Source organism: Lentzea flaviverrucosa, from assembly GCF_003350445.1.
Classification (GTDB): domain Bacteria; phylum Actinomycetota; class Actinomycetes; order Mycobacteriales; family Pseudonocardiaceae; genus Lentzea; species Lentzea californiensis.
Genome location: NZ_QQAU01000002.1, coordinates 856,922 through 876,208, shown reverse-complemented (window position 1 = coordinate 876,208; position 19,287 = coordinate 856,922). Strand labels below are relative to the sequence as shown.

The following is a 19,287-nucleotide window of genomic DNA, read 5'->3' as shown; positions in this document are numbered from 1 at the left end:
CTTGCCCGCCGCCGCCTTGCCCGCCGCCGCCTTGCCCGCCGCCGCCTTGCCCGCCACCGCCCTGCCCGCCAACGCCCTGCCCGCCACCACCGCCCCGCCACCACCGCCCCGCCACCACCGCCCCGCCCGCCACCGAGTCACCCACCGCTCGGCGGGCACACTCCTCACCGTGACCGAAGACGAGCTGCGCCGAGCCGCGTTCGGCGACTCACCCGACCTCGACGTGTGGCCGGCTCTCGCGGCACCGAACCCCAGGACCAGGTGGCTCGCCGCGGTCGTCCTGGGCGGTCAGGGCCACTACGCGGCCGCCGCCACCGTGCTCGACGAGCTCCGACACGACCCCGACCAGGTGATCGCGTCCCTGTCCCTCTCGACTCGCGCATCGCACCACCGTCAGCTAGGGGCCCACCACCTCGCCCGCGCCCTCGACGGCGCCGCCCTCGCGCGCCTCCAGTCAGCAGGCGAGAACGACCTCGACGGGATCGACGCCGCGGGCGCCCGGACGGACGCCCTGCTCGGCCTCGCCGCCGATTCGCTCGGTGCTCAACGCCAGAACGAGGCCCGCAGGTTGCTCGCACGAGTTGAGACGTGGTCGTGGCGCAGTGAGGTCCGCAGGGGCTGGGTAGCCGCCGAGATCGAGCTGGCGGACGGTCGCGCGCACGCCGCCGTCGAACCCGCGGAGGCGGCGTACGGCGTAGCGACGAGCAGAAAGGCGCTGCGGCACGAGCTCAAATCCGCACTCGTTCTGGGTGCTTCATTGGTCGTGTGGGGGACCCCCGACGGCCTGAACCGCGGGGTTGAACTGGTTGAGTGTGAGCTAAATCACAGCGCCGCGAAGGGGCTTCATCCGTTGATCTGGCCGAGCGCTCTTCTTCTGGTGGGTCGTGCCACCACGGTGGGCGCAGTCGCCATCGACCGGGCGACGGAGGCTCTGAGCTGCGTGTTACGCAGAGCTGATCCCGTCAGCCGACAGGTCGCCCTTGATTCCCCGTGGGTGCCGACCGGGCTGCTCCGTTCCGGGGAACCCCCGAACGCAGACCCTCAGACGAACTTCTTGACGGATTAAGCACCGGATCGTGTCAAGGTTTGGCCGCCAGCGTCCGATAGGGGAGATGGAACGTCACTCGGCTGCAGGAAAGGAGTCCCCGTGACCACGGTCCTTATTTGCGACGACCGGCGCAGTGTGCGTGAGGGTCTCACCCGCGTGATGTCGGCTGTCCCAGGGGTCAGCCGCATCGACTGCGTAGCGCACGGTGACGAGTTGTTGGCTCGCTTTTCAAGGCAGCCGGTCGACGTCGTCCTGGTGGGAACCCAGCGCGCCGTCCCGACCGGGGTTGAAGCAACCCGTCGGCTCGTCTCCGCGAACCCCCAGGCAAACGTCATCGTCTTCGGCGCACCCGACGACGCCGGGAGCATCGCCGCGGCGATCGCCGGCGGTGCCCGCGGCTACCTGAGGTGGGACGCGTCGCGTCCTGAGCTTGTGGCAGCCCTCGCGCACACGCTCGCCAGCACCTCGGTGCCGGCGCCTCGTCAGCCCTCCGACCCCGGCGTGCAGCTCACGGAGCGTGAGCTCCAGGTGCTGCGGGGCATGAGCCAGGGCAAGAGCAACGGCCAGATCGGCCGCGAGCTCTACCTGTCGGAGGACACGGTGAAGACGCACGCTCGTCGTCTCTTCCGCAAGCTCGGTGTTCGTGACCGTGCTCAGGCGGTCGCGCACGGCTTCCGGCGAGGCCTCGTCCAGTAGTAGCTCTTGCCGCACCGGCCCCGCGTCCTCATATGCCGCATGTGGGGAAGCGGGGCCGGTGGCGTGAGACGGCTCACCCGTGGAAGTGGTGGTCCCTCAGGTCGCGCGTTTAGCCCAGCCCGGTGACAATGTCGCCGGGCTGTAATCCGTTCGGGCGTGTCCACTGTTCACTCGGGGTGTCCATACCCCACCTATGAACAGAACGCTTGAAGACCGGTACGGTGAAGCTGCTGCAACGGGTCGCTGTGAGTGACTCGTGCTGTTTCCTGTCGGTACGCCAACGAGTAACACCAGGGCTGCTGTCTGCGATGACCAACTTGGGGGACGGACTGGACGCCGAAGTGGGCGCGGCCGTCGACGGCGACCGCCAGGCGATCGAACGCCTGCTGGCCTCCATTCGTCCTCTCGTGGTGCGGTACTGCCGCGCCAGAGTTGGCAGGCAGGAGCGAAGCTTCGCTTCGGCGGACGATGTGGCCCAGGAGGTGTGTCTCGCGGTGCTCACGGCATTGCCCAGCTACCGCGATCAGGGTCGGCCCTTCCTCGCGTTCGTGTACGGGATCGCGGCGCACAAGGTGGCCGACGCACATCGCTCTGCCGCCAGGAACCGGTCCGAGCCGGTTCCTGAAGTCCCCGACTCGCCGGAGACCGAAGCTGGTCCCGAGCAGCGGGCGATGCAGGGAGAACTCTCCGGCCGGATGGCTGTGTTGCTGCGTGTCCTGCCGGAGAAGCAGCGGGAGATCCTGTTGTTGAGGGTGGTGGTCGGGCTCTCCGCCGAGGAAACAGCCGAGGCGGTCGGTTCGACGCCGGGTGCGGTCCGGGTGGCGCAACATCGTGCGCTGGCTCGGCTCCGCAAATCGCTGGCAGCGGAGGAGGTGGTCTGAGTGGCCGACGAACACGGAAAGGACGACGAGCAAGTGCGCGGACAGGACGATAGAGCCCCGCACGAACCCGTCGCAGATGATCTTTCGGCTGTACAGGCCGATGACAGGCTGCTGGACGCACTGGGGTCGGCGACTCCAGGCGTGGCCGGCTCCCTGGGAGACGACGACCTGAACGCGTTGCTGCTCGCATGGCGCAACGAGGTGGAGACGGAGCCGTTCGGCGAGCTCGTCGACACCGACACCGCCATCGCCACGATCCAGGCTGCCCGCCCGCAGCCGGTGAGCAGGCACCGCTTCCTGATCCCGCTGGCGAGTGCCGCGGCGGTCCTGGCCATCGCCTTCACCGGCGTGAGCCTCGTCGCCCGCGACGCCCAGCCCGGCGACGCTCTCTGGGGTCTCACGCGAGTCCTCTACTCCGAGCACGCGAAGTCGATCGAAGCCGCGGCCATCATCAGCGGTGACCTCGACGCGGCACGGCTGGCGTTGCGCGAGGGCAAGGTCAACGAGGCGCGCGAGAAGCTGAACAAGATCGGCGAGAGCCTCGAGTCGGTCTCCACGGCCGACGGCAAGCAGCAGCTCGAGGAGAAGCACAAGGAGCTCGAAAAGGAGCTCGACACCAACACCTCGACCGCGCCGCCCACCTCGACGCTCCCGCCGGTGACGCAGCCGAGCCAGTCGTCGCAGCCGTCGACCACGCCCTCGACGCCGACGACCGAGCCGTCGACCACCCAGCCGTCCACGCCTCCGTCGTCGGAGACCCCCGCGCCGCCGACGTCGAACGGCGAGGAGAACCCGCCACCGCCTCCTCCTCCGCCGCCTCCCGGCGAGGACCCGGGGTCGACCGGCACGAACGGCGAGTCCACCGGGCAGTCGGTCGAGAGCACCGGCACCAACTGAGACGCAGTGTGAACGGCCCCTGATCTTCCGAGGTCAGGGGTCGTTCACATGCTCAGGCGTTCACACGTCAGGTGGAATGTGACCGGCAGGTGCGTCCGACCTCACAGCCGTGCTGCGAGGTCAGCGGGCCGACTCGGTGGCCGTCACGCCGTCCGCGTACCCCCGGCAGTACTCCCAGCTCACGTAGGCGCCGGGGTTCGGGTCGAAGGCCGGCTCGTGCGGGCGCATGCGCCCGTCGGCGAGCAGCTGCTCCAGTGAGGCTCGCAACAGTGCCCAGTCGTGGTAGTGCGGTTCCTGGCACTCACCGCAGTCCACGACGATGCCCCGGACGCCTCTGTGTTCCAGCAGCGCTTGGTAGACGGCGAGGTCGGCCAGGTCGCTGACCAGCTCTGTTCGCTCGTCTTCGTCCATCGGGGGATGGTCGTGGTCGGGCTCGCCCAGAGAGAGTGCGGGGTCTTCTGGGTCGCCTTCGAAGGGGTCTGGTGGCAACGCGTCGTGCGGCACGACCCCGCACGGTACCCGCCGTACCCCCGAGGTCGTCCAGATACCATGGGTCGCACCGCCTCCGCCTGCGGAAACTGGACACGCAGGACCCCAAAAGGGCAGGCAGAGCGCAGACCGCACGACGGAAGGCATGTCACCCGCTATGACCAGCGAGCTCAACGCTGATGGAGTCCCGAGCAAGTTCGCCATGCTGGGACTGACCTTCGACGACGTGCTCCTGCTGCCTGCCGAGTCGGACGTCGTCCCGAGTGGCGTCGACACGAGCACCAGGATCTCGCGCAACATCACCCTGAAGATTCCGCTGGCCAGCGCCGCGATGGACACGGTCACCGAGGGCCGGATGGCCATCTCGATGGCACGTCAGGGCGGCATCGGTGTGCTGCACCGCAACCTGAGCATCGAGGACCAGGCCCGCCAGGCCGAGACCGTCAAGCGGTCCGAGGCCGGCATGGTCACCGACCCGGTCACGTGCTCGCCCGAGGCCACGCTGGCCGAGGTGGACGCGCTGTGCGCCCGCTACCGCATCTCCGGCGTGCCGGTGACCGACGAGAACAACAAGCTCGTCGGCATCATCACGAACCGCGACATGCGCTTCGAGCTCGACCACTCCAAGCGCGTGATCGAGGTCATGACCAAGGGCCCGCTGGTCACGGCCCAGGTCGGCGTGTCGGCGGAGGCCGCGCTCGGCCTGCTGCGCCGCCACAAGGTCGAGAAGCTGCCGATCGTCGACGGTGACGGCAAGCTCAAGGGCCTGATCACGGTCAAGGACTTCGTCAAGACCGAGCAGTACCCGATGGCCACCAAGGACCCGGACGGCCGCCTGCTGTGCGCCGCCGCCGTCGGTGTGGGCGAGGACTCGTTCGTGCGCGCGATGACGCTCGCCGAGGCCGGCGTCGACGTGCTCATGGTCGACACGGCGCACGGGCACTCGCGCGGCGTGCTGGAGATGGTCGCCCGCATCAAGAAGGAGCTCGGCGACTCGGCGGACGTCGTCGGCGGCAACGTCGCGACGCGCGCCGGTGCCCAGGCCCTGGTCGACGCGGGTGCGGACGGAGTGAAGGTCGGTGTCGGTCCCGGCTCGATCTGCACCACGCGCGTCGTCGCCGGTGTCGGTGTGCCGCAGATCTCCGCGATCTACGAGGCCTCGCTGGCCTGTTCCCCGGCGGGCGTGCCGGTGATCGGTGACGGCGGCATCCAGTACTCCGGCGACATCGCCAAGGCCATCGCGGCCGGCGCGTCCGCCGTGATGCTCGGCTCGCTGCTCGCGGGCACCCAGGAGGCGCCCGGCGACCTGATCCTGGTCAACGGCAAGCAGTTCAAGACCTACCGCGGCATGGGCTCGCTCGCCGCCATGCAGTCCCGCGGCGAGAACAAGTCGTTCTCGAAGGACCGCTACTTCCAGGACGACGTGCTCAACGAGGACAAGCTCGTCCCCGAGGGCATCGAGGGCCGCACGCCGTTCCGCGGCCCGCTGTCGCAGGTCGTGCACCAGCTCAACGGCGGTCTGCGCGCGGCGATGGGCTACACGGGCTCCCACACGATCGCCGAGCTGCAGCAGCAGCAGCTCGTGCGCATCACCGCCGCGGGCCTGAAGGAAAGCCACCCGCACGACATCACGATGACCGTCGAAGCCCCGAACTACACCACCCGTTAGGGTGTCTCGGCTGCTAGAACGCTTGCTCAACAGCTTGGAGAGGAACCACAGGTGCGCGATCTGGTCGAGATCGGCATGGGCCGGACCGCGAGGCGGGCCTACGAGCTGGACGACATCGAAATCATCCCGTCGCGTCGGACGAGGTCGTCGAAGGACGTCTCCACGACGTGGCAGATCGATGCCTACCGCTTCGACATCCCGCTGATCACCCACCCGACCGACGCCATCGTGTCGCCGGGCACGGCGGTCGCGGTCGGCGAGCTCGGTGGCCTCGGTGTGCTCAACGCCGAGGGCCTCTGGGCGCGGCACGGCGACGTGGACGAGGCGCTGTTCCGCCTGGTCCAGGCGACCGAGGACAGCGAGGACCCGGCGGCCGCGGTGAAGGTGCTGCAGGAGCTGCACGCCGCCCCGCTGCGGATGGACCTGATCGCCGAGGCGGTCAAGCAGGTCCGCGAGTCGGGCGTCACCGTCGCGGTCCGGGTCAGCCCGCAGCGCGCCGCGGAGCTCACGCCGGACCTGCTGGCGGCGGGCGTCGAGATCCTGGTCGTGCAGGGCACGATCATCTCGGCCGAGCACGTGAGCCGCGGTGGTGAGCCGCTGAACCTGAAGTCGTTCATCGCGGACCTCGACATCCCGGTGATCGCCGGCGGCGTCGGCGACTACCGCACCGCCATGCACCTCATGCGCACCGGCGCGGCGGGCGTGATCGTCGGCTACGGCTACGCCCCCGGCGTCACGACCACCGACTCGGTGCTGGGCATCGGCGTGCCGATGGCCACCGCGATCGCCGACGCCGCGGCCGCGCGCCGCGACTACCTCGACGAGACCGGCGGCCGCTACGTGCACGTCATCGCCGACGGCGGCGTCACGACCTCGGGCGACGTGGCGAAGTCCATCGCCTGCGGTGCCGACGCCGTGATGCTCGGCGAGCCGCTGGCCGCCGCGACCGAGGCACCGGGCCAGGGCCTGTACTGGACGGCGGCGTCCGCGCACCCGTCCGTGCCGCGCAGCCTCGTCGCCGACGCGGTGGACCAGGAGCTCGACCTGCGCAAGCTGCTGTTCGGCCCGTCCGCCGACCCGCGCGGCGTGACGAACCTGTTCGGCGCCCTGAAGAGGGCGATGGCCAAGACCGGCTACTCCGACCTCAAGGAGTTCCAGAAGGTCGGCCTGACGATCCGGGGCTGAGCCTGATCGACGTCGAGGGGCGCGTTCCTGCGGGGACGCGCCCCTCTGCTTTGCTGGCGCCGTGCCGCTCGTCGAGATCAACTACGCATCCCACGTCCCTCACGCGGTGCTGGAGGAACTCGCGGCGATGCTCCCGCACGCCGTGTCGGTGGCGGTGGAGTGCCCGGAGGAGCCTTACGACGGCGACCTCCAGCCAGGCGACGTCGACCTGCGCTTCCGCCCGCGCGGCCCGTTCGACTCGACCGGCATGGACGTCGTCGTCGAGGTCCGCTCCAAGTACTTCGAGAGCCGCGCCGCCAACCGCCAGGACCGAGTCGACGCCCTGTGCGCGGCCGTCGGCGACACCACGGGCCTCGCTGACGTGGGCGTTTACCTGAGTTTGCCGGTCGCCGCATGGGCCCAAACCTGATCCTGCAACCAGACGGCCACTCCGTGCGTCCTTGTGAGCGTGGATCTGGATGCCTTGTTCGGCGACGGCAAGAACAGTGATGTGGACACGATCGACCCGGACGCCGACGTCCAAGAGTTCGAGATCGAGGAAGCGCCCGAGGAGGACGAGGGCGTCGGGGGCATCGGCTGGAAAATGCTGACCCTGTTCGTCTGCGGTGGGCTGGTGATCACCGGCCTGGCCGTGGCGTTCATGGTCTGGGTCATCGAGGGCCTGATCCTCTGAGTCGACGGGTGCGCCTGCCCGCGCACCCTCGACCTTCTATCCAGTTTTTCTGTATAGTTCTGTACATGACCGCAATGCACGAGGCTCGCGAGCTGACAGTCACGGAGGCCGCGAAGCGTGGCGTCGCCGGGCTCGTCGCCGACGCCGAGCAGGGTGGTCCGGTGGTCGTCACGCGTCACAGCCGGCCGGTGGCCGCTGTTGTCCCGATGAGTCGCCTGGCTGAGATCGACGAAGCGGCAGCGGACCTGAGGGACCTGGCGCTCGTGCTCGCGCGGTCGGCTGCTGACTCTGGTCGGCGCACGTCCTTTGGCGACGTGCTGGCGGCGTTCGGGCACACCCGTGAGTCGCTTGCGGCGGTGGAGGACGACGACTCGCTCGATGGCTGAAGTTCTGTTCACCGACGCGGCCGTCGATGACCTGCGTCGCCTGGGGCCGGACGTCGTGCCCAGGGTCCTCAAGAAGATCCAGATCCTGTTCGACAACCCGGAAGCCGGGCATCCGCTCGGTGGCGAGTTGACCGGGTTTCGCAAGTTGGTGGTGGGGCGCAACCACTGGCGGATCGTCTACCGGATCACCACCGACGGTTCCGTCGAGGTGTGCGAAGTCTGGTGCGTGGGTGTGCGTTCGGATGCAGAGGTCTACGCCGAGGCGTCGGCGAGAGTCGCGTCGATGGCTGACGAGGGCTCCACGCTGGCCAGGCTGGCCGACGTCATCGGCAGGCTCGGTCGCCTCGCGGGCGACGTGGTCGTGGAAGAGACCCCGCCGCGCGAGCCCGTGCCCGACTGGCTGGCGCAGCGTCTCGTGCGCACGGCCGGGATTCCTCCAGTGCAGGTCGCGGCCCTGAGCCTGGAGCAGGCAGTCGACCTCTGGACCGATTTCATGAGCGCATCCCGCCCGTCTGAACCGATAGGGGACTAGGCGTTACCGGAAGTAACGCCTACTCTCCGATCCATGGGTGAACTCGCCGGTAACTTCGATGTCGTCATCGTCGGCTCCGGGTTCGGTGGCAGCGTGGCCGCGCTCCGCCTGACCGAGAAGGGCTACCGCGTCGCCGTCCTGGAGGCGGGGCGCCGGTTCGCCGACGACGAGTTCGCCAAGACCAGCTGGAACCTCCGCAAGTACCTGTGGGCGCCGCAGTTCAAGTGCTTCGGCATCCAGCGCATCCACACGCTGCGCAACGTCATGGTGCTCGCCGGCGCGGGTGTCGGTGGCGGCTCTCTCGTGTACGCGAACACGCTGTACCGGCCGCTCAAGCCGTTCTACGAGGACCGGCAGTGGGCGCACATCACCGACTGGCAGGACGAGCTGGACCCGTTCTACGACCAGGCGAGCCGGATGCTGGGTGTCGTCACGAACCCCACGACGACCCCTAGCGACGTCGTGATGCAGAAGGTCGCCAAGGACATGGGCGTCGAGGACAGCTACCACGCGACGCCCGTCGGCGTGTTCTTCGGCGAGCCGGGGAAGAAGGCGGCCGACCCGTACTTCGGGGGCGCCGGACCGGAACGCACCGGCTGCACCGAGTGCGGCAGCTGCATGTCGGGCTGCCGGGTCGGGGCCAAGAACACGCTGGTCAAGAACTACCTCTACCTCGCGGAGAAGCTCGGCGCCCAGGTCTTCCCGCTGACCACCGTCACGCAGCTCAAGGAAGACAACGGCACCTGGACCGTCCACACCAAGATGACCGGTGGGAGGGCGACCAGGACGTTCACGGCGGACCAGGTCGTGGTCGCTGCCGGCACGTGGGGCACCCAGCAGCTCCTGCACCAGGCGAAGGCGAGCACCCTGCCGAAGATCTCTCCCAAGCTCGGCGAGCTCACCCGCACCAACTCCGAGTCGATCATCGGCGCCGCCCGCTACACGGTCGACCCGGACACCGACTACACGCAGGGCGTCGCGATCACGAGCTCCATCCACCCCGACGAGATCACGCACATCGAGCCCGTCCGGTACGGCAAGGGCAGCAACGCCATGGGCATGCTGCAGACCCTCGCCACGGACGGCGCGCTGAGCACGCCGCGGTGGCTGCAGTTCGTCAAGCAGGCCTTCCGGCACCCGCTGCGGCTGCTCCGGCTGCTGAGCGTGCACCGGTGGAGCGAGCGGACCGTGATCCTGCTGGTCATGCAGAGCCTCGACAACTCCATCACCACGTTCCTCAAGCGCGGCAAGCTCACCAGCAAGCAGGGCCACGGTGAGCCGAACCCGGCGTTCATCCCTGCCGGTCACGAGGCGAACCTGCTGGCCGCCAAGCACATCGACGGCATGGCAGGCGGCACGTGGGGCGAGCTGTTCAACATCCCGCTGACCGCGCACTTCATCGGCGGGTGCGCGATCGCGAGCGGCGAGGAGCAGGGCGTCATCGACCCGTACCACCGGGTCTTCAACTACCCCGGACTGTCCGTTGTGGACGGCTCGGCGATCAGCGCGAACCTCGGTGTCAACCCGAGCCTCACGATCACCGCACAGGCCGAGCGGGCGTTCTCGCTGTGGCCGAACAAGGGCGAGCAGGACCAGCGGCCCGCGCAGGACCAGCCGTACCGCAGGATCAACCCGACGAAGCCGAAGAACCCGGCGGTTCCCGATCAAGCTCCAGCCGCTTTGCGGTTGCCGATCGTGAAGGCGTCCTGACACGGTGGAGGCATGGCCAAAAAGCCTTTCGCCTCCAGCGCCGACCTCGCCCCCAAGGACGAGGTCTTCGTCGAACTCGCCGAGGGCGTCTACACCCTGACCGCCGAAGGTGACCCCAACGTCGCGGCCATCGAGGCCGAGGACTTCCTGATCTGCTTCGAAGCGCGGGCCACACCCGAGGCCGCGCGACGGTGGCTCACCCAGCTCCGCAAGCACACCAGGAAGCCCGTCCGGTACCTCGTGCTCAGCCACTACCACGCCGTGCGCACGCTCGGGGCCAGCGCGTTCGAGGCCCAGGAGATCGTCGCGCACGAGATGACGCGCGTGCTGATCGCCGAACGCGGGCAGCAGGACTGGGCGAGTGAGTTCGGCCGCATGCCTCGGCTCTTCGAACAGCCGGAGGAGATCCCCGGCCTGACGTGGCCGACGCTGACGTTCTCCGACCGCATGACGATCCCGCTCGGCGACGAGCGCGGCGACCTGGTCCTGCAGTTCCTCGGGCGCGGGCACACGGCCGGCGACATCGTGGCGTGGCTGCCGCAGCAACGCATCCTGTTCGCGGGTGACCTGGTCGAGTCGCAGGCCGCGCTCTACACCGGTGACGCGTTCCACGACGAGTGGGCGACGTCCACTTTGGACGAGATCGAGGACCTGGGCGCCGAGGTCCTCGTCGGCGGGCGCGGCAAGGTCGCGCGCGACCGCATCGAGGTCGAGGCCGCGATCAACCAGAGCAGGCACTTCCTCAACGAACTGCGCCGCACTGTCGGCGGGGTCCACGCCGAGGGAGGCACGCTCAAGCAGGCCTTCGAACTGGCGCACGCGACGCTCGTGGCCCGCTACGGCCGCTGGCCGATCTTCGAGCACTGCCTGCCGTTCGACGTGAAGCGCTACTGGGACGAGTGCGACGGCAAGGACTGGCCGGAGATCTGGACCGCCGAACGCGACCGCGCCGTCTGGGACGCCCTGCAATGACGGTGCTGGTGGTCGGTGCCGGGCCGGTAGGGCTCGCGTCGGCGCTGTTCCTCGCGAGAGCCGGTGTGCCGAGCATCGTGGTGGAGAAGGAGCCGCGGCGCGCGCAGACCGGCAGCCGTTCGATCTGCGTCCAGCGCGACGTCCTGGAGATCCTCGAACGGATCGGAGTCGGGCAGGCCGTCGCCGACGCGGGCGTCACCTGGTACACCGGCCGCACCTACCACCGCGACCGCGAGGTGCTGACGCTGACCTTCCCGGAGGCCAAGGGTTTCCCGCCGTTCGTGAACACCCCGCAGACCGTCGTCGAACAGCTGCTGGAGGAACGGGTCCGCGCCGAACCGCTGGTCGAACTCCGCTACGGACACGCCCTCGAAGCCCTCGACCAGGACGAGGAGGGTGTGTCCACACAGGATGGAATCAGGGCCACCCACTGCATAGCGGCGGATGGCGTGCACTCGACCGTGCGGCAGCTCCTGAACATCCCGTTCGAGGGCTTCTCGTTCGACGACAGGTTCATCATCGCCGACGTCCGCGTCGACCTGGACTTCGAGACGCCCGAACGCCGCTTCTACTTCGACCCGCCGTGGAATTCTCGCCAAGAAGGAGTGGGACCCAGGCAGGTTCTCCTGCACCCTCAACCGAACGGTGTCTGGCGGATCGACTGGCAGGTCGCCGAGGACGTGCAGCTCACCGACGCCCACGTCCGCGCGATCGTCGGCGACAAGCCGTACGAGGTCGTCTGGCAGTCCACCTACCGCTTCCACCAGCGCCGAGCCGCGAAGCTCCGCGACGACAGGGTCCTGCTGGCCGGCGACGCGGCGCACGTCATGAGCCCGTTCGGCGCCCGCGGCCTGAACTCCGGCATCTGCGACGCCGACAACGCGGCCTGGAAGATCGCGGCCGACCGCAATGGTAAGGCCGGACCGCACCTGCTCGACTCCTACGACGCCGAACGCGGTGCCGCCGCCGACGAGAACCTGCGCATCACCGGCGACACCATGCGGTTCCTCGTGCCGGGCACTCCCGAGGAGCGGGCGCACCGGCGGCAGGCGCTCGAATCCGGCGAGGGCATCGACTCGGGCAGGCTCTTCACCCCCTTCTCCTACGAGAACTCCCCGCTGACGACGGACGGCGGCGAGCTGATCCCGGACTCCCGCACCGCGGGGCCGGGCTTCACCACGCAGGACGGGTGGCTGATCAGGCCGGACGGGCACGTCGCCGCACACCGTTGCGACGAACAGGTGAAACGGCGCGCGCTCGGCTGGTAGGGCAACCCACGATGCGAACCGGACGTGTCCACGTCATGCGGGTGAACAGGCGAACTTTCTTGCAGGGGACCGCACTCGGCGTCGCGAGCTTGGGGATGGGCACCGCGACCGCCGCAGCGGCCGGCACCGACTGGGCGAGGCTGCGCAGGAGGCTGGGCGAGCGGCTCGTGCTGCCGCGGGATCCGGGTTACGACGCGCTCCGCGTGCCGTGGAACACGATCTACGCGCACCGCAGGCCGGCCGCGATCGCGAGGTGCGTCCGGCCTGAGGACGTGCAGGCGTGCCTGGAGTTCGCGTCGCACGAACGCATCCCGGTCGCCGCACGCAGCGGCAAGCACAGCTACGCCGCCTACTCGCTGCCCGAGAACGGCCTGGTCGTCGACCTCGCCGCGATGTCCGCGGTGACCGTCGCCGGCAACCGCGCACGAGTCGGCGCGGGCGCGCAGCTGCTGCCCGTGTACGAGGCGATCGGCGCCGCCGGCCAGGCCCTGCCCGCAGGCACCTGCCGCTCGGTCGGCATCGGCGGGCTCGCGCTCGGCGGCGGCATCAGCGTGCTCGGCCGCAAGTACGGCCTCACCAGCGACCACCTGGTCAGCGCCAGGATCGTCACGCCGGACGGGTGCCTGCGCACCGCCTCCGCGCACGAGGAACCCGACCTGTACTGGGCGCTGCGCGGCGGTGGTGGCGGCAACTTCGGCATCGTCACGGAGTTCACCTTCCGCACCGATCCCGCGCCCGACCTGACCGTGTTCAACCTCGCCTATCCGGTCGGGGCGTCCGCGGACGTGTTCGACGCCTGGCAGGAGTGGATGGCCCAGGCGCCCGACGAGCTGTGGTCGAGCTGCAAGATCGAGGCGGGCCCGGTGTCGTTCCCGAACGTCGGCGGCGTCTACGTGGGACCGAAGAAGAACCTGGTGCCGTTGCTGGACAAGATGCCCGCCGGGACGCGCGAGGTCCAGGAGATGGGCTACCTGGAGACGATGCGCTACTACGCGGGCAATCCGGGACCGGGCTTCCGGTTCACGGCGTCGTCGCGCATGCTCCGCCACCACGTGCCGGGCGAGCGGGTCGCGGGCTTGATGGACGGGCAACGCGACGGCGCGATCCTCATCGACTCGTTCGGCGGCGCGCTCGCCAGGGTCGCGCCGGACGCCACGGCGTTCCCGCACCGCGACGCCCGTGCCAGTGCCCAGATCTTCTTCGGCGCCGAGGACCGCACGGAGGCGGAGGCCCGCCGGGTGCTCGCGGGCGTGCGGGACGGGCTCGGCGTGGGCAACACCGGGTACGTGAACTACATCGACCCGGAGATGCCTGACTGGCCGACCGCCTACTACGGCCGCAACCTCGCGCGACTCAGGAAGGTCGCGCGACGTCACGACCCGGACCGCGTGCTGGCGTTCCCGCAGGGGCTCTAGATCTGGATCCCGGTCAGCACGGTCACCCGTTCCTCGGTGAAGTCCTCCATCGCCGACCGGACGCCCTCGCGCCCGGTGCCCGACCCCTTCACGCCGCCGTACGGCATCTGGTCGGCGCGGTAGGACGGCACGTCACCGATGATCACGCCACCGACCTCGAGCTCGGCCGCGGCCTCGAACGCCACCTGCACGTCACGGGTGAACACCCCGGCCTGCAGTCCGTACTTGCTGTCGTTGGCCTGCGCGAACGCGTCCTCGACGCCGTCCGCGACGGACACCACGAGCACCGGCCCGAAGATCTCCTCGGTCCACACCTTGGCGGTCTTCGGCACGTCCGCGAGCACCGTCGGCTCGACCGTCGCCCCGGTCCGCTTGCCGCCCAGCAGCACCTTCGCGCCGACGTCGGTGGCCATGTTGACCCATTCCTCGACGCGCCGGGCGTTGTCCTCGTCGATCAACGGCCCGACCTCGACCTCGGGGTCGTGCGGGTCGCCGGTCTTCAGCGAGGCAACGGCTTCCACGAGCTTGGGCACGAACTCCCCGGCCTTCGACCGGTCCACGATCACCCGCTGCACGGCGATGCACGACTGCCCGGCCTGGTAGTTGCCGAACGTCGCGATGCGCTGCGCCGCGTGGTCCAGGTCAGTCCAGTCAGGACAGATGATGGCGGCCGCGTTGGAACCCAGCTCCATCACGACGTGCTTGCGCGGCGCGGCTTCCATCAACGACCAGCCGACCTTCGTCGACCCGGTGAACGAGATGACCGGCAGCCGCTCGTCCTTCACCAGGGCGTCCATGTCCTTGCCGCGCACCGGAAGGATCGAGAACGCGCCCTCGGGCAGATCGGTCTCGGCCAGGACCTCGCCCAGCAGCAACGAGCTCAGCGGCGTCGCCGAGGCGGGCTTCACGATCACCGGCGCACCCACCGCGAGCGCCGGCGCGACCTTGTGCGCCACCAGGTTCAGCGGGAAGTTGAACGGCGCCACGGCCAGCACGGGCCCGCGCGGCACGTGCCGGACGATCGCCATCCGTCCCACGCCACCGGCATCGGTGTCGAGCCGCTGCAACCCACCGGTGAACCGGCGCGCCTCCTCCGCGGCGAAGCGGAACGTGTTGACCGCGCGCTGCACCTCGACCTCGGCCCACTTCAGCGGTTTGCCGTTCTCGGCGGTGATCGTCTCGGCGATCTCCTCAGCGCGTTCGGCCAGCGTCCGCGACACCTGCAGCAGCGCCTCGGCGCGCACGTGCGCGGGTGTTCGCCGGAACTCCTTCGCGACGGCCACCGCCGCCGCGACCGCGCGTTCCACCTGATCTCTGCCCGGCACGGCCACCGAGGCGACCGCGGTGCCGTCGAACGGGTGGAAGACCTCTAGCGCCTGCTCGCCCTGCTCGGGGCGGCCGGCGACCCAGCACGGCCTGGGTTGCGGCGTGAACGCGTCCATGAGAACCACGTTAAGCCCTATTGGCCTGCACGTACTCGCTGAGCTTCAAGTAGTGGTCGTCATGCCGTTCGGCCCGCTGGAGCACGAATGCCGGATGCTTCCGAATCGTCTGGATCATGTCGTCCAGCCGGATCAGCACGTGCTCGGCCACGTACTCGATTCCGTACGTCTCGCAGAACAGCCGGGTGCGCCGTTCGCGGTCGTCCGGTAGCGCCAGCACGAACTGGATGATCGCCCAACTGACGTCCCACCAGCGCGGACCTGGGTGCGCGCCGTCCCAGTCGAACACGCCCGTGGGGTGCCCGTTCGCGAACACGATGTTGTACGGCGCGAAATCTCCGTGCAGCACCACTTCCACCGGCTCCCTGGCCGCGAACTGCCACCCGTCCAGGCCGATCCCGAGACGAGACGTCTCGTCTCGTTCCGATTCGGCGAGACGAGACGTCTCGTCTCGGGAAGCTCCAACGAGACGAGACGTCTCGTCGTGCAGCCGTCGTAGCAACCGGGCCGACTCGATCAACGTCGTGTCGCCCGAAGGGGGCACGTGGCCAACGTCACCGGGCAGGTAGCTGAGCAGCTCGTGCCCGGCGTCGAGCCCGAGCGGAACCGGCGCGATCCCCAGAGGCGCCAAGCGTCGCAGCAACTCGTGCACCCGAGGAGCCCACGGCCCGGCCGGCCGTCGCACCGCGTCACCCACCCTGAACACCTGGTTCAGCCCGCCACCGGTCAGCAGTTCACCGTCCACGCATGAGATCCTTGGCGGCGTGTCCGACACCAGCAACCGCCCTGTTCTCGTCGTCGACTTCGGCGCCCAGTACGCGCAGCTGATCGCCCGCCGCGTCCGCGAGGCCCAGGTCTACTCCGAGGTCGTTCCGCACACCGCGACCGTCAGCGAGATCCTCGACAAGAACCCGCTGGCCATCGTTCTGTCCGGTGGCCCGTCGAGCGTCTACGCGGAGAACGCGCCGCAGGTCGACCCGAAGCTGTTCGAGACCGGGGTCCCGGTCTTCGGCATCTGCTACGGCTTCCAGGCGATGGCGCGCGCACTTGGCGGCGCAGTTGAACAGACCGGCACCCGCGAGTACGGCCGCACCGACCTGAGCGTGCCGGCCGAGGGCGGGTCGCTGCACCAGGAGCTCCCCGCGAGCCACCCGGTGTGGATGAGCCACGGCGACGCCGTCACCAAGGCGCCCGAGGGCTTCACCGTCACCGCGACCAGCGAGGGCGCGCCCGTCGCCGCGTTCGAGGACACCGAGCGCCGCTTCGCCGGTGTGCAGTACCACCCCGAGGTGCACCACTCGCCGCACGGCCAGGAGGTGCTGCGCCGGTTCCTGCACGAGATCGCGGGCATCCGTCCGCAGTGGACCACCTCGTCCATCGTGGACGAGCAGGTCACGCGGATCCGCGAGCAGATCGGTGACGGCAAGGCGATCTGCGGCCTGTCCGGCGGCGTCGACTCCGCCGTCGCGGCCGCCCTGGTCCAGCGCGCCATCGGCGACCGCCTCACGTGCGTCTTCGTCGACCACGGCCTGCTGCGCTCCGGTGAGCGCGCCCAGGTCGAGCGCGACTACGTGGCCGCCACGGGCATCCGCCTGGTGACGGTCGACGCGCGCGAGCGGTTCCTCAACGCCCTCGCCGGCGTCACGGACCCGGAGGAGAAGCGCAAGATCATTGGCCGCGAGTTCATCCGCGTGTTCGAGCAGGCCGAGCGCGACCTCAAGGCCGAGGGCGACTACAAGTTCCTGGTCCAGGGCACGCTCTACCCGGACGTCGTCGAGTCCGGCGGCGGCGCGGGCACCGCGAACATCAAGTCGCACCACAACGTGGGCGGCCTGCCGGACGACCTGCAGTTCGAGCTGGTCGAGCCGCTGCGCGCGCTGTTCAAGGACGAGGTCCGCCGCGTCGGCACCGAGCTCGGCCTGCCCGAGACGATCGTGCAGCGCCAGCCGTTCCCCGGCCCCGGCCTCGGCATCCGCATCATCGGTGAGGTCACCCAGGACCGCCTCGACACGCTGCGCCAGGCCGACGCCATCGCACGCGAGGAACTCACCCTGGCCGGTCTCGACCGGCAGATCTGGCAGTGCCCGGTCGTGCTGCTCGCGGACGTCCGCAGCGTCGGCGTCCAGGGCGACGGCCGCACCTACGGCCACCCGATCGTGCTGCGCCCGGTGTCGTCCGAGGACGCGATGACCGCGGACTGGACGCGCCTGCCGTACGAGGTGCTGGAGCGGATCTCGACCCGGATCACCAACGAGGTGGCGGAGGTCAACCGCGTGGTGCTGGACGTGACGTCCAAGCCGCCGGGCACCATCGAGTGGGAGTGACGTGAAGAAAGGCCCCGGGAGACCGGGGCCTTTCTCGTCAGCGCCGCTGGTGCTGGAGAAAACTGGAGTCGACGGCTACAGGCCCGGTCAGGCGCCACGCTCCTCGTTCGAAGGCCAGGTTGCCCGTGACCGTGAACGGCAGCCTGCTCCGGTGCGCGAAGATCGCCCAGTCGTAGTCCTCGCCGCTCAAGGGGACGTGGATCTTCCTCGTTCGTCCTCGGACCTCGGCACTCAGCACGATCGTCGTCTCTTCTTGATCGTCTCCGCTCGAATCCTCGCGGGTGAGCGATCGGACCTGACCGACGACGGTCTCCGTGCGCGGCGGCTCTTCGCGCCGGACGAGGCGTTCGCGAACACGTGGTAGCCCACTCATCGCGTCACGGTCGACCACGATCCGGGAGGCGGGAACCTCTGGCCGAGGCTCGCTGGCAGCCCAGTCGAAGGACAGGTCCAGTTCGCGCAACGAGTCCGATTCCGTCAGATCTTGGAGCGACTCCACGAGGTTGGCGCTGAGGCCACGTTCAGCGGCACGTTCGACAGCACTGGGATCCCAGTTCAGCGCCAGGTCCTTGGCTGCGAACAGGCCAGTGGCAAGCGTTTCCATCACGCGTCTCGGGAACGGGGTCACGTGGACGGCCGAGGTATCGGACTCGGGAAGTGGATCGCCGAGCCGCGTCACGATGGTGAACACGAAACTGCCGCGCTTCGTGTGGCCGAGCCGAACGTCCTCGTCGAGGAAATCGGTCACCGTGCTGGAACGGCGCCCGCGATGGGGGTGCGACGGATCGTCAGCCGAGTTCGCAGCCGCTTTCATCATCTTGAACAGGGCGTCCAGGGACTTTTCGGCCTGCTTGAACGGCAAAGTCCCGTCGACCATCATCTGGTCGAAGCGGACGAAGAACAGGTCGGCGCGGGTGGCCGTGATCTTTTCGGCCAGGTGCGCGGGATCCCAGTCGTAGACGGTGGCCAGGGTGCGCAGGGTGTCGCGGAAGCGCTGGGCGAAGTCGACGAAGTCGGTGGCCAGCGGAAGCATGATCCGAGCCTCGTCGTTCAGGCGCCAGATCTGCCGCACTTCGGGAACCTGCGTTTCGAGCTGCCAGTCGTTGGCGGCGAGGTACCGCTGGACGGCCAGCGGGTTGAGGCTGTCGGCGAGCTCGCGGTAGTCGTCCAGTGATGGGCTGCTCACCACTCACCTCCTTCGCCGACCCTCTGCATGATGCTCTGCAAGCTCTCTACGTCGAAGAGGTTAGTTCTAGGCAGATGCACTGTCTTGCTGGTGGCTTCGTCGCTGATGTCACCCAGAAGCCTGGCGTGCTGCCAGTACATCCGGCTGGCGGTGAGAAGGCGTTGCTCGCTCAGACTCACCAACGGCTCTTCGTCGCGAGGGATCACAAGCACGCCTAGGAAGGCCTCGTTGTACCGCTTGCCATGGGTGAGTTTCAGGAACGGGTCGCGCTCCATCCTCCACGAGAAGTGCGCGTCTCGGAGCCGGTCCTGCTGGGTGGTGCACTTGAGCTGGAGTTCGAACTCCGGGCAGTAGTACTTCACGTACTCGGCCGATGACGCGATGGTGATGTCCACACCGTCGTAGTCCGTCTCGTGCCACTTGATCGAGCAGCCGGCCGCAGCGGCGATCATCCTCACGAACGCCAGGCTGAACTGCTCCTGGCGGGCGGTCATCGGCAGACTCCGTCGAGCGG

At 69.1% G+C, this 19,287-nt stretch carries 20 protein-coding genes; 15 read left to right on the top strand and 5 right to left on the bottom strand.

Annotation, left to right across the window (positions count from 1 at the left end; genetic code table 11):
* Positions 1–169: 169 nt before the first annotated feature.
* The 4 genes from DFR72_RS10290 (at position 170) to DFR72_RS10275 (ending at position 3,522) form a co-directional block, all read left to right on the top strand.
* A complete protein-coding gene (locus tag DFR72_RS10290) occupies positions 170–1,066 on the top strand; it encodes a hypothetical protein (protein ID WP_090067128.1) in 897 nt (298 codons plus the stop codon).
* An 81-nt stretch (positions 1,067–1,147) separates the two neighbouring features.
* Complete coding sequence (locus DFR72_RS10285) at positions 1,148–1,744, top strand: response regulator transcription factor (RefSeq protein ID WP_030471988.1); 597 nt, start codon at positions 1,148–1,150, stop codon at positions 1,742–1,744.
* A 308-nt stretch (positions 1,745–2,052) separates the two neighbouring features.
* On the top strand, positions 2,053–2,625 hold the full coding sequence (locus DFR72_RS10280; protein ID WP_090067129.1) for a sigma-70 family RNA polymerase sigma factor: 573 nt from the start codon (positions 2,053–2,055) through the stop codon (positions 2,623–2,625).
* Complete coding sequence (locus tag DFR72_RS10275; RefSeq protein ID WP_090067130.1) at positions 2,626–3,522, top strand: anti-sigma-D factor RsdA; 897 nt, start codon at positions 2,626–2,628, stop codon at positions 3,520–3,522.
* A gap of 120 nt (positions 3,523–3,642) precedes the next feature.
* Here DFR72_RS10275 and DFR72_RS10270 read toward each other — a convergent pair whose 3' ends face one another.
* Complete coding sequence (locus DFR72_RS10270; protein WP_245982735.1) at positions 3,643–4,026, bottom strand: DUF5319 domain-containing protein; 384 nt, start codon at positions 4,024–4,026, stop codon at positions 3,643–3,645.
* A 142-nt stretch (positions 4,027–4,168) separates the two neighbouring features.
* Here DFR72_RS10270 and guaB point away from each other — a divergent pair, with 142 nt between their 5' ends.
* The 10 genes from guaB to DFR72_RS10220 all read left to right on the top strand — a co-directional run bounded on the left by guaB (position 4,169) and on the right by DFR72_RS10220 (position 13,821).
* Positions 4,169–5,680: an IMP dehydrogenase gene (guaB, locus tag DFR72_RS10265; protein ID WP_090067131.1), complete on the top strand. Its 1,512-nt coding sequence runs from the start codon at positions 4,169–4,171 to the stop codon at positions 5,678–5,680.
* Positions 5,681–5,731: 51 nt separating this feature from the next.
* Complete coding sequence (locus tag DFR72_RS10260; protein ID WP_090067132.1) at positions 5,732–6,865, top strand: GuaB3 family IMP dehydrogenase-related protein; 1,134 nt, start codon at positions 5,732–5,734, stop codon at positions 6,863–6,865.
* A gap of 61 nt (positions 6,866–6,926) precedes the next feature.
* On the top strand, positions 6,927–7,274 hold the full coding sequence (locus DFR72_RS10255; RefSeq protein WP_090067133.1) for a hypothetical protein: 348 nt from the start codon (positions 6,927–6,929) through the stop codon (positions 7,272–7,274).
* A gap of 39 nt (positions 7,275–7,313) precedes the next feature.
* The gene (locus tag DFR72_RS10250; protein ID WP_143086780.1) at positions 7,314–7,538 is read left to right on the top strand and encodes a hypothetical protein; all 225 of its coding nucleotides are present in this window, start codon (positions 7,314–7,316) and stop codon (positions 7,536–7,538) included.
* Positions 7,539–7,603: 65 nt separating this feature from the next.
* Entirely contained in the window at positions 7,604–7,924 is a 321-nt protein-coding gene (locus DFR72_RS10245; protein ID WP_090067135.1) for a type II toxin-antitoxin system Phd/YefM family antitoxin, read from the top strand.
* Positions 7,917–8,456, top strand: coding sequence for a type II toxin-antitoxin system RelE family toxin (locus DFR72_RS10240; protein WP_090067136.1), 540 nt, complete (start codon positions 7,917–7,919; stop codon positions 8,454–8,456). The genes DFR72_RS10245 and DFR72_RS10240 overlap by 8 nt, the downstream gene beginning before the upstream one ends.
* Positions 8,457–8,489: 33 nt before the next feature.
* Positions 8,490–10,166, top strand: coding sequence for an FAD-dependent oxidoreductase (locus tag DFR72_RS10235; protein WP_090067137.1), 1,677 nt, complete (start codon positions 8,490–8,492; stop codon positions 10,164–10,166).
* 12 nt (positions 10,167–10,178) lie between these two features.
* On the top strand, positions 10,179–11,138 hold the full coding sequence (locus DFR72_RS10230; protein ID WP_090067138.1) for an MBL fold metallo-hydrolase: 960 nt from the start codon (positions 10,179–10,181) through the stop codon (positions 11,136–11,138).
* Positions 11,135–12,406, top strand: a complete 1,272-nt coding sequence (locus DFR72_RS10225) for an FAD-dependent monooxygenase (protein WP_090067139.1) — start codon at positions 11,135–11,137, stop codon at positions 12,404–12,406. The genes DFR72_RS10230 and DFR72_RS10225 overlap by 4 nt, the downstream gene beginning before the upstream one ends.
* A gap of 95 nt (positions 12,407–12,501) precedes the next feature.
* Entirely contained in the window at positions 12,502–13,821 is a 1,320-nt protein-coding gene (locus DFR72_RS10220; RefSeq protein WP_245982734.1) for an FAD-binding oxidoreductase, read from the top strand.
* Here DFR72_RS10220 and DFR72_RS10215 read toward each other — a convergent pair.
* Together DFR72_RS10215 and DFR72_RS10210 are read right to left on the bottom strand one after the other, a co-directional pair.
* The gene (locus DFR72_RS10215) at positions 13,818–15,263 is read right to left on the bottom strand and encodes an aldehyde dehydrogenase family protein (protein WP_090067448.1); all 1,446 of its coding nucleotides are present in this window, start codon (positions 15,261–15,263) and stop codon (positions 13,818–13,820) included. The genes DFR72_RS10220 and DFR72_RS10215 overlap by 4 nt on opposite strands.
* Before the next feature lie 10 nt (positions 15,264–15,273).
* Positions 15,274–16,008: an aminoglycoside phosphotransferase family protein gene (locus DFR72_RS10210; RefSeq protein WP_170176191.1), complete on the bottom strand. Its 735-nt coding sequence runs from the start codon at positions 16,006–16,008 to the stop codon at positions 15,274–15,276.
* Between the two features lie 19 nt (positions 16,009–16,027).
* On the opposite strand from DFR72_RS10210, the gene guaA reads away from it, so the two are divergent.
* Positions 16,028–17,587, top strand: a complete 1,560-nt coding sequence (gene guaA / locus DFR72_RS10205) for a glutamine-hydrolyzing GMP synthase (RefSeq protein ID WP_090067142.1) — start codon at positions 16,028–16,030, stop codon at positions 17,585–17,587.
* A 37-nt stretch (positions 17,588–17,624) separates the two neighbouring features.
* Here guaA and DFR72_RS10200 read toward each other — a convergent pair whose 3' ends face one another.
* Together DFR72_RS10200 and DFR72_RS10195 are read right to left on the bottom strand one after the other, a co-directional pair.
* Complete coding sequence (locus tag DFR72_RS10200; RefSeq protein ID WP_090067449.1) at positions 17,625–18,773, bottom strand: hypothetical protein; 1,149 nt, start codon at positions 18,771–18,773, stop codon at positions 17,625–17,627.
* Positions 18,770–19,267, bottom strand: a complete 498-nt coding sequence (locus DFR72_RS10195; RefSeq protein ID WP_090067143.1) for a DUF4365 domain-containing protein — start codon at positions 19,265–19,267, stop codon at positions 18,770–18,772. Before DFR72_RS10195 ends, DFR72_RS10200 begins: the two co-directional genes overlap by 4 nt.
* Between the last annotated feature and the right edge of the window lie 20 nt (positions 19,268–19,287).

Excerpts from the sequence above, each read along its gene's own strand:
- DFR72_RS10225 (WP_090067139.1), top strand. The coding sequence starts at position 11,135 with ATGACGGTGCTGGTGGTCGGTGCCGGGCCGGTAGGGCTCGCGTCGGCG.
- DFR72_RS10215 (WP_090067448.1), bottom strand. The coding sequence starts at position 15,263 with ATGGACGCGTTCACGCCGCAACCCAGGCCGTGCTGGGTCGCCGGCCGC.
- DFR72_RS10280 (WP_090067129.1), top strand. The coding sequence starts at position 2,053 with ATGACCAACTTGGGGGACGGACTGGACGCCGAAGTGGGCGCGGCCGTC.
- DFR72_RS10240 (WP_090067136.1), top strand. The coding sequence starts at position 7,917 with ATGGCTGAAGTTCTGTTCACCGACGCGGCCGTCGATGACCTGCGTCGC.
- DFR72_RS10230 (WP_090067138.1), top strand. The coding sequence starts at position 10,179 with ATGGCCAAAAAGCCTTTCGCCTCCAGCGCCGACCTCGCCCCCAAGGAC.
- DFR72_RS10195 (WP_090067143.1), bottom strand. The coding sequence starts at position 19,267 with ATGACCGCCCGCCAGGAGCAGTTCAGCCTGGCGTTCGTGAGGATGATC.
- DFR72_RS10245 (WP_090067135.1), top strand. The coding sequence starts at position 7,604 with ATGACCGCAATGCACGAGGCTCGCGAGCTGACAGTCACGGAGGCCGCG.
- DFR72_RS10220 (WP_245982734.1), top strand. The coding sequence starts at position 12,502 with ATGGGCACCGCGACCGCCGCAGCGGCCGGCACCGACTGGGCGAGGCTG.
- guaB (WP_090067131.1), top strand. The coding sequence starts at position 4,169 with ATGACCAGCGAGCTCAACGCTGATGGAGTCCCGAGCAAGTTCGCCATG.
- DFR72_RS10235 (WP_090067137.1), top strand. The coding sequence starts at position 8,490 with ATGGGTGAACTCGCCGGTAACTTCGATGTCGTCATCGTCGGCTCCGGG.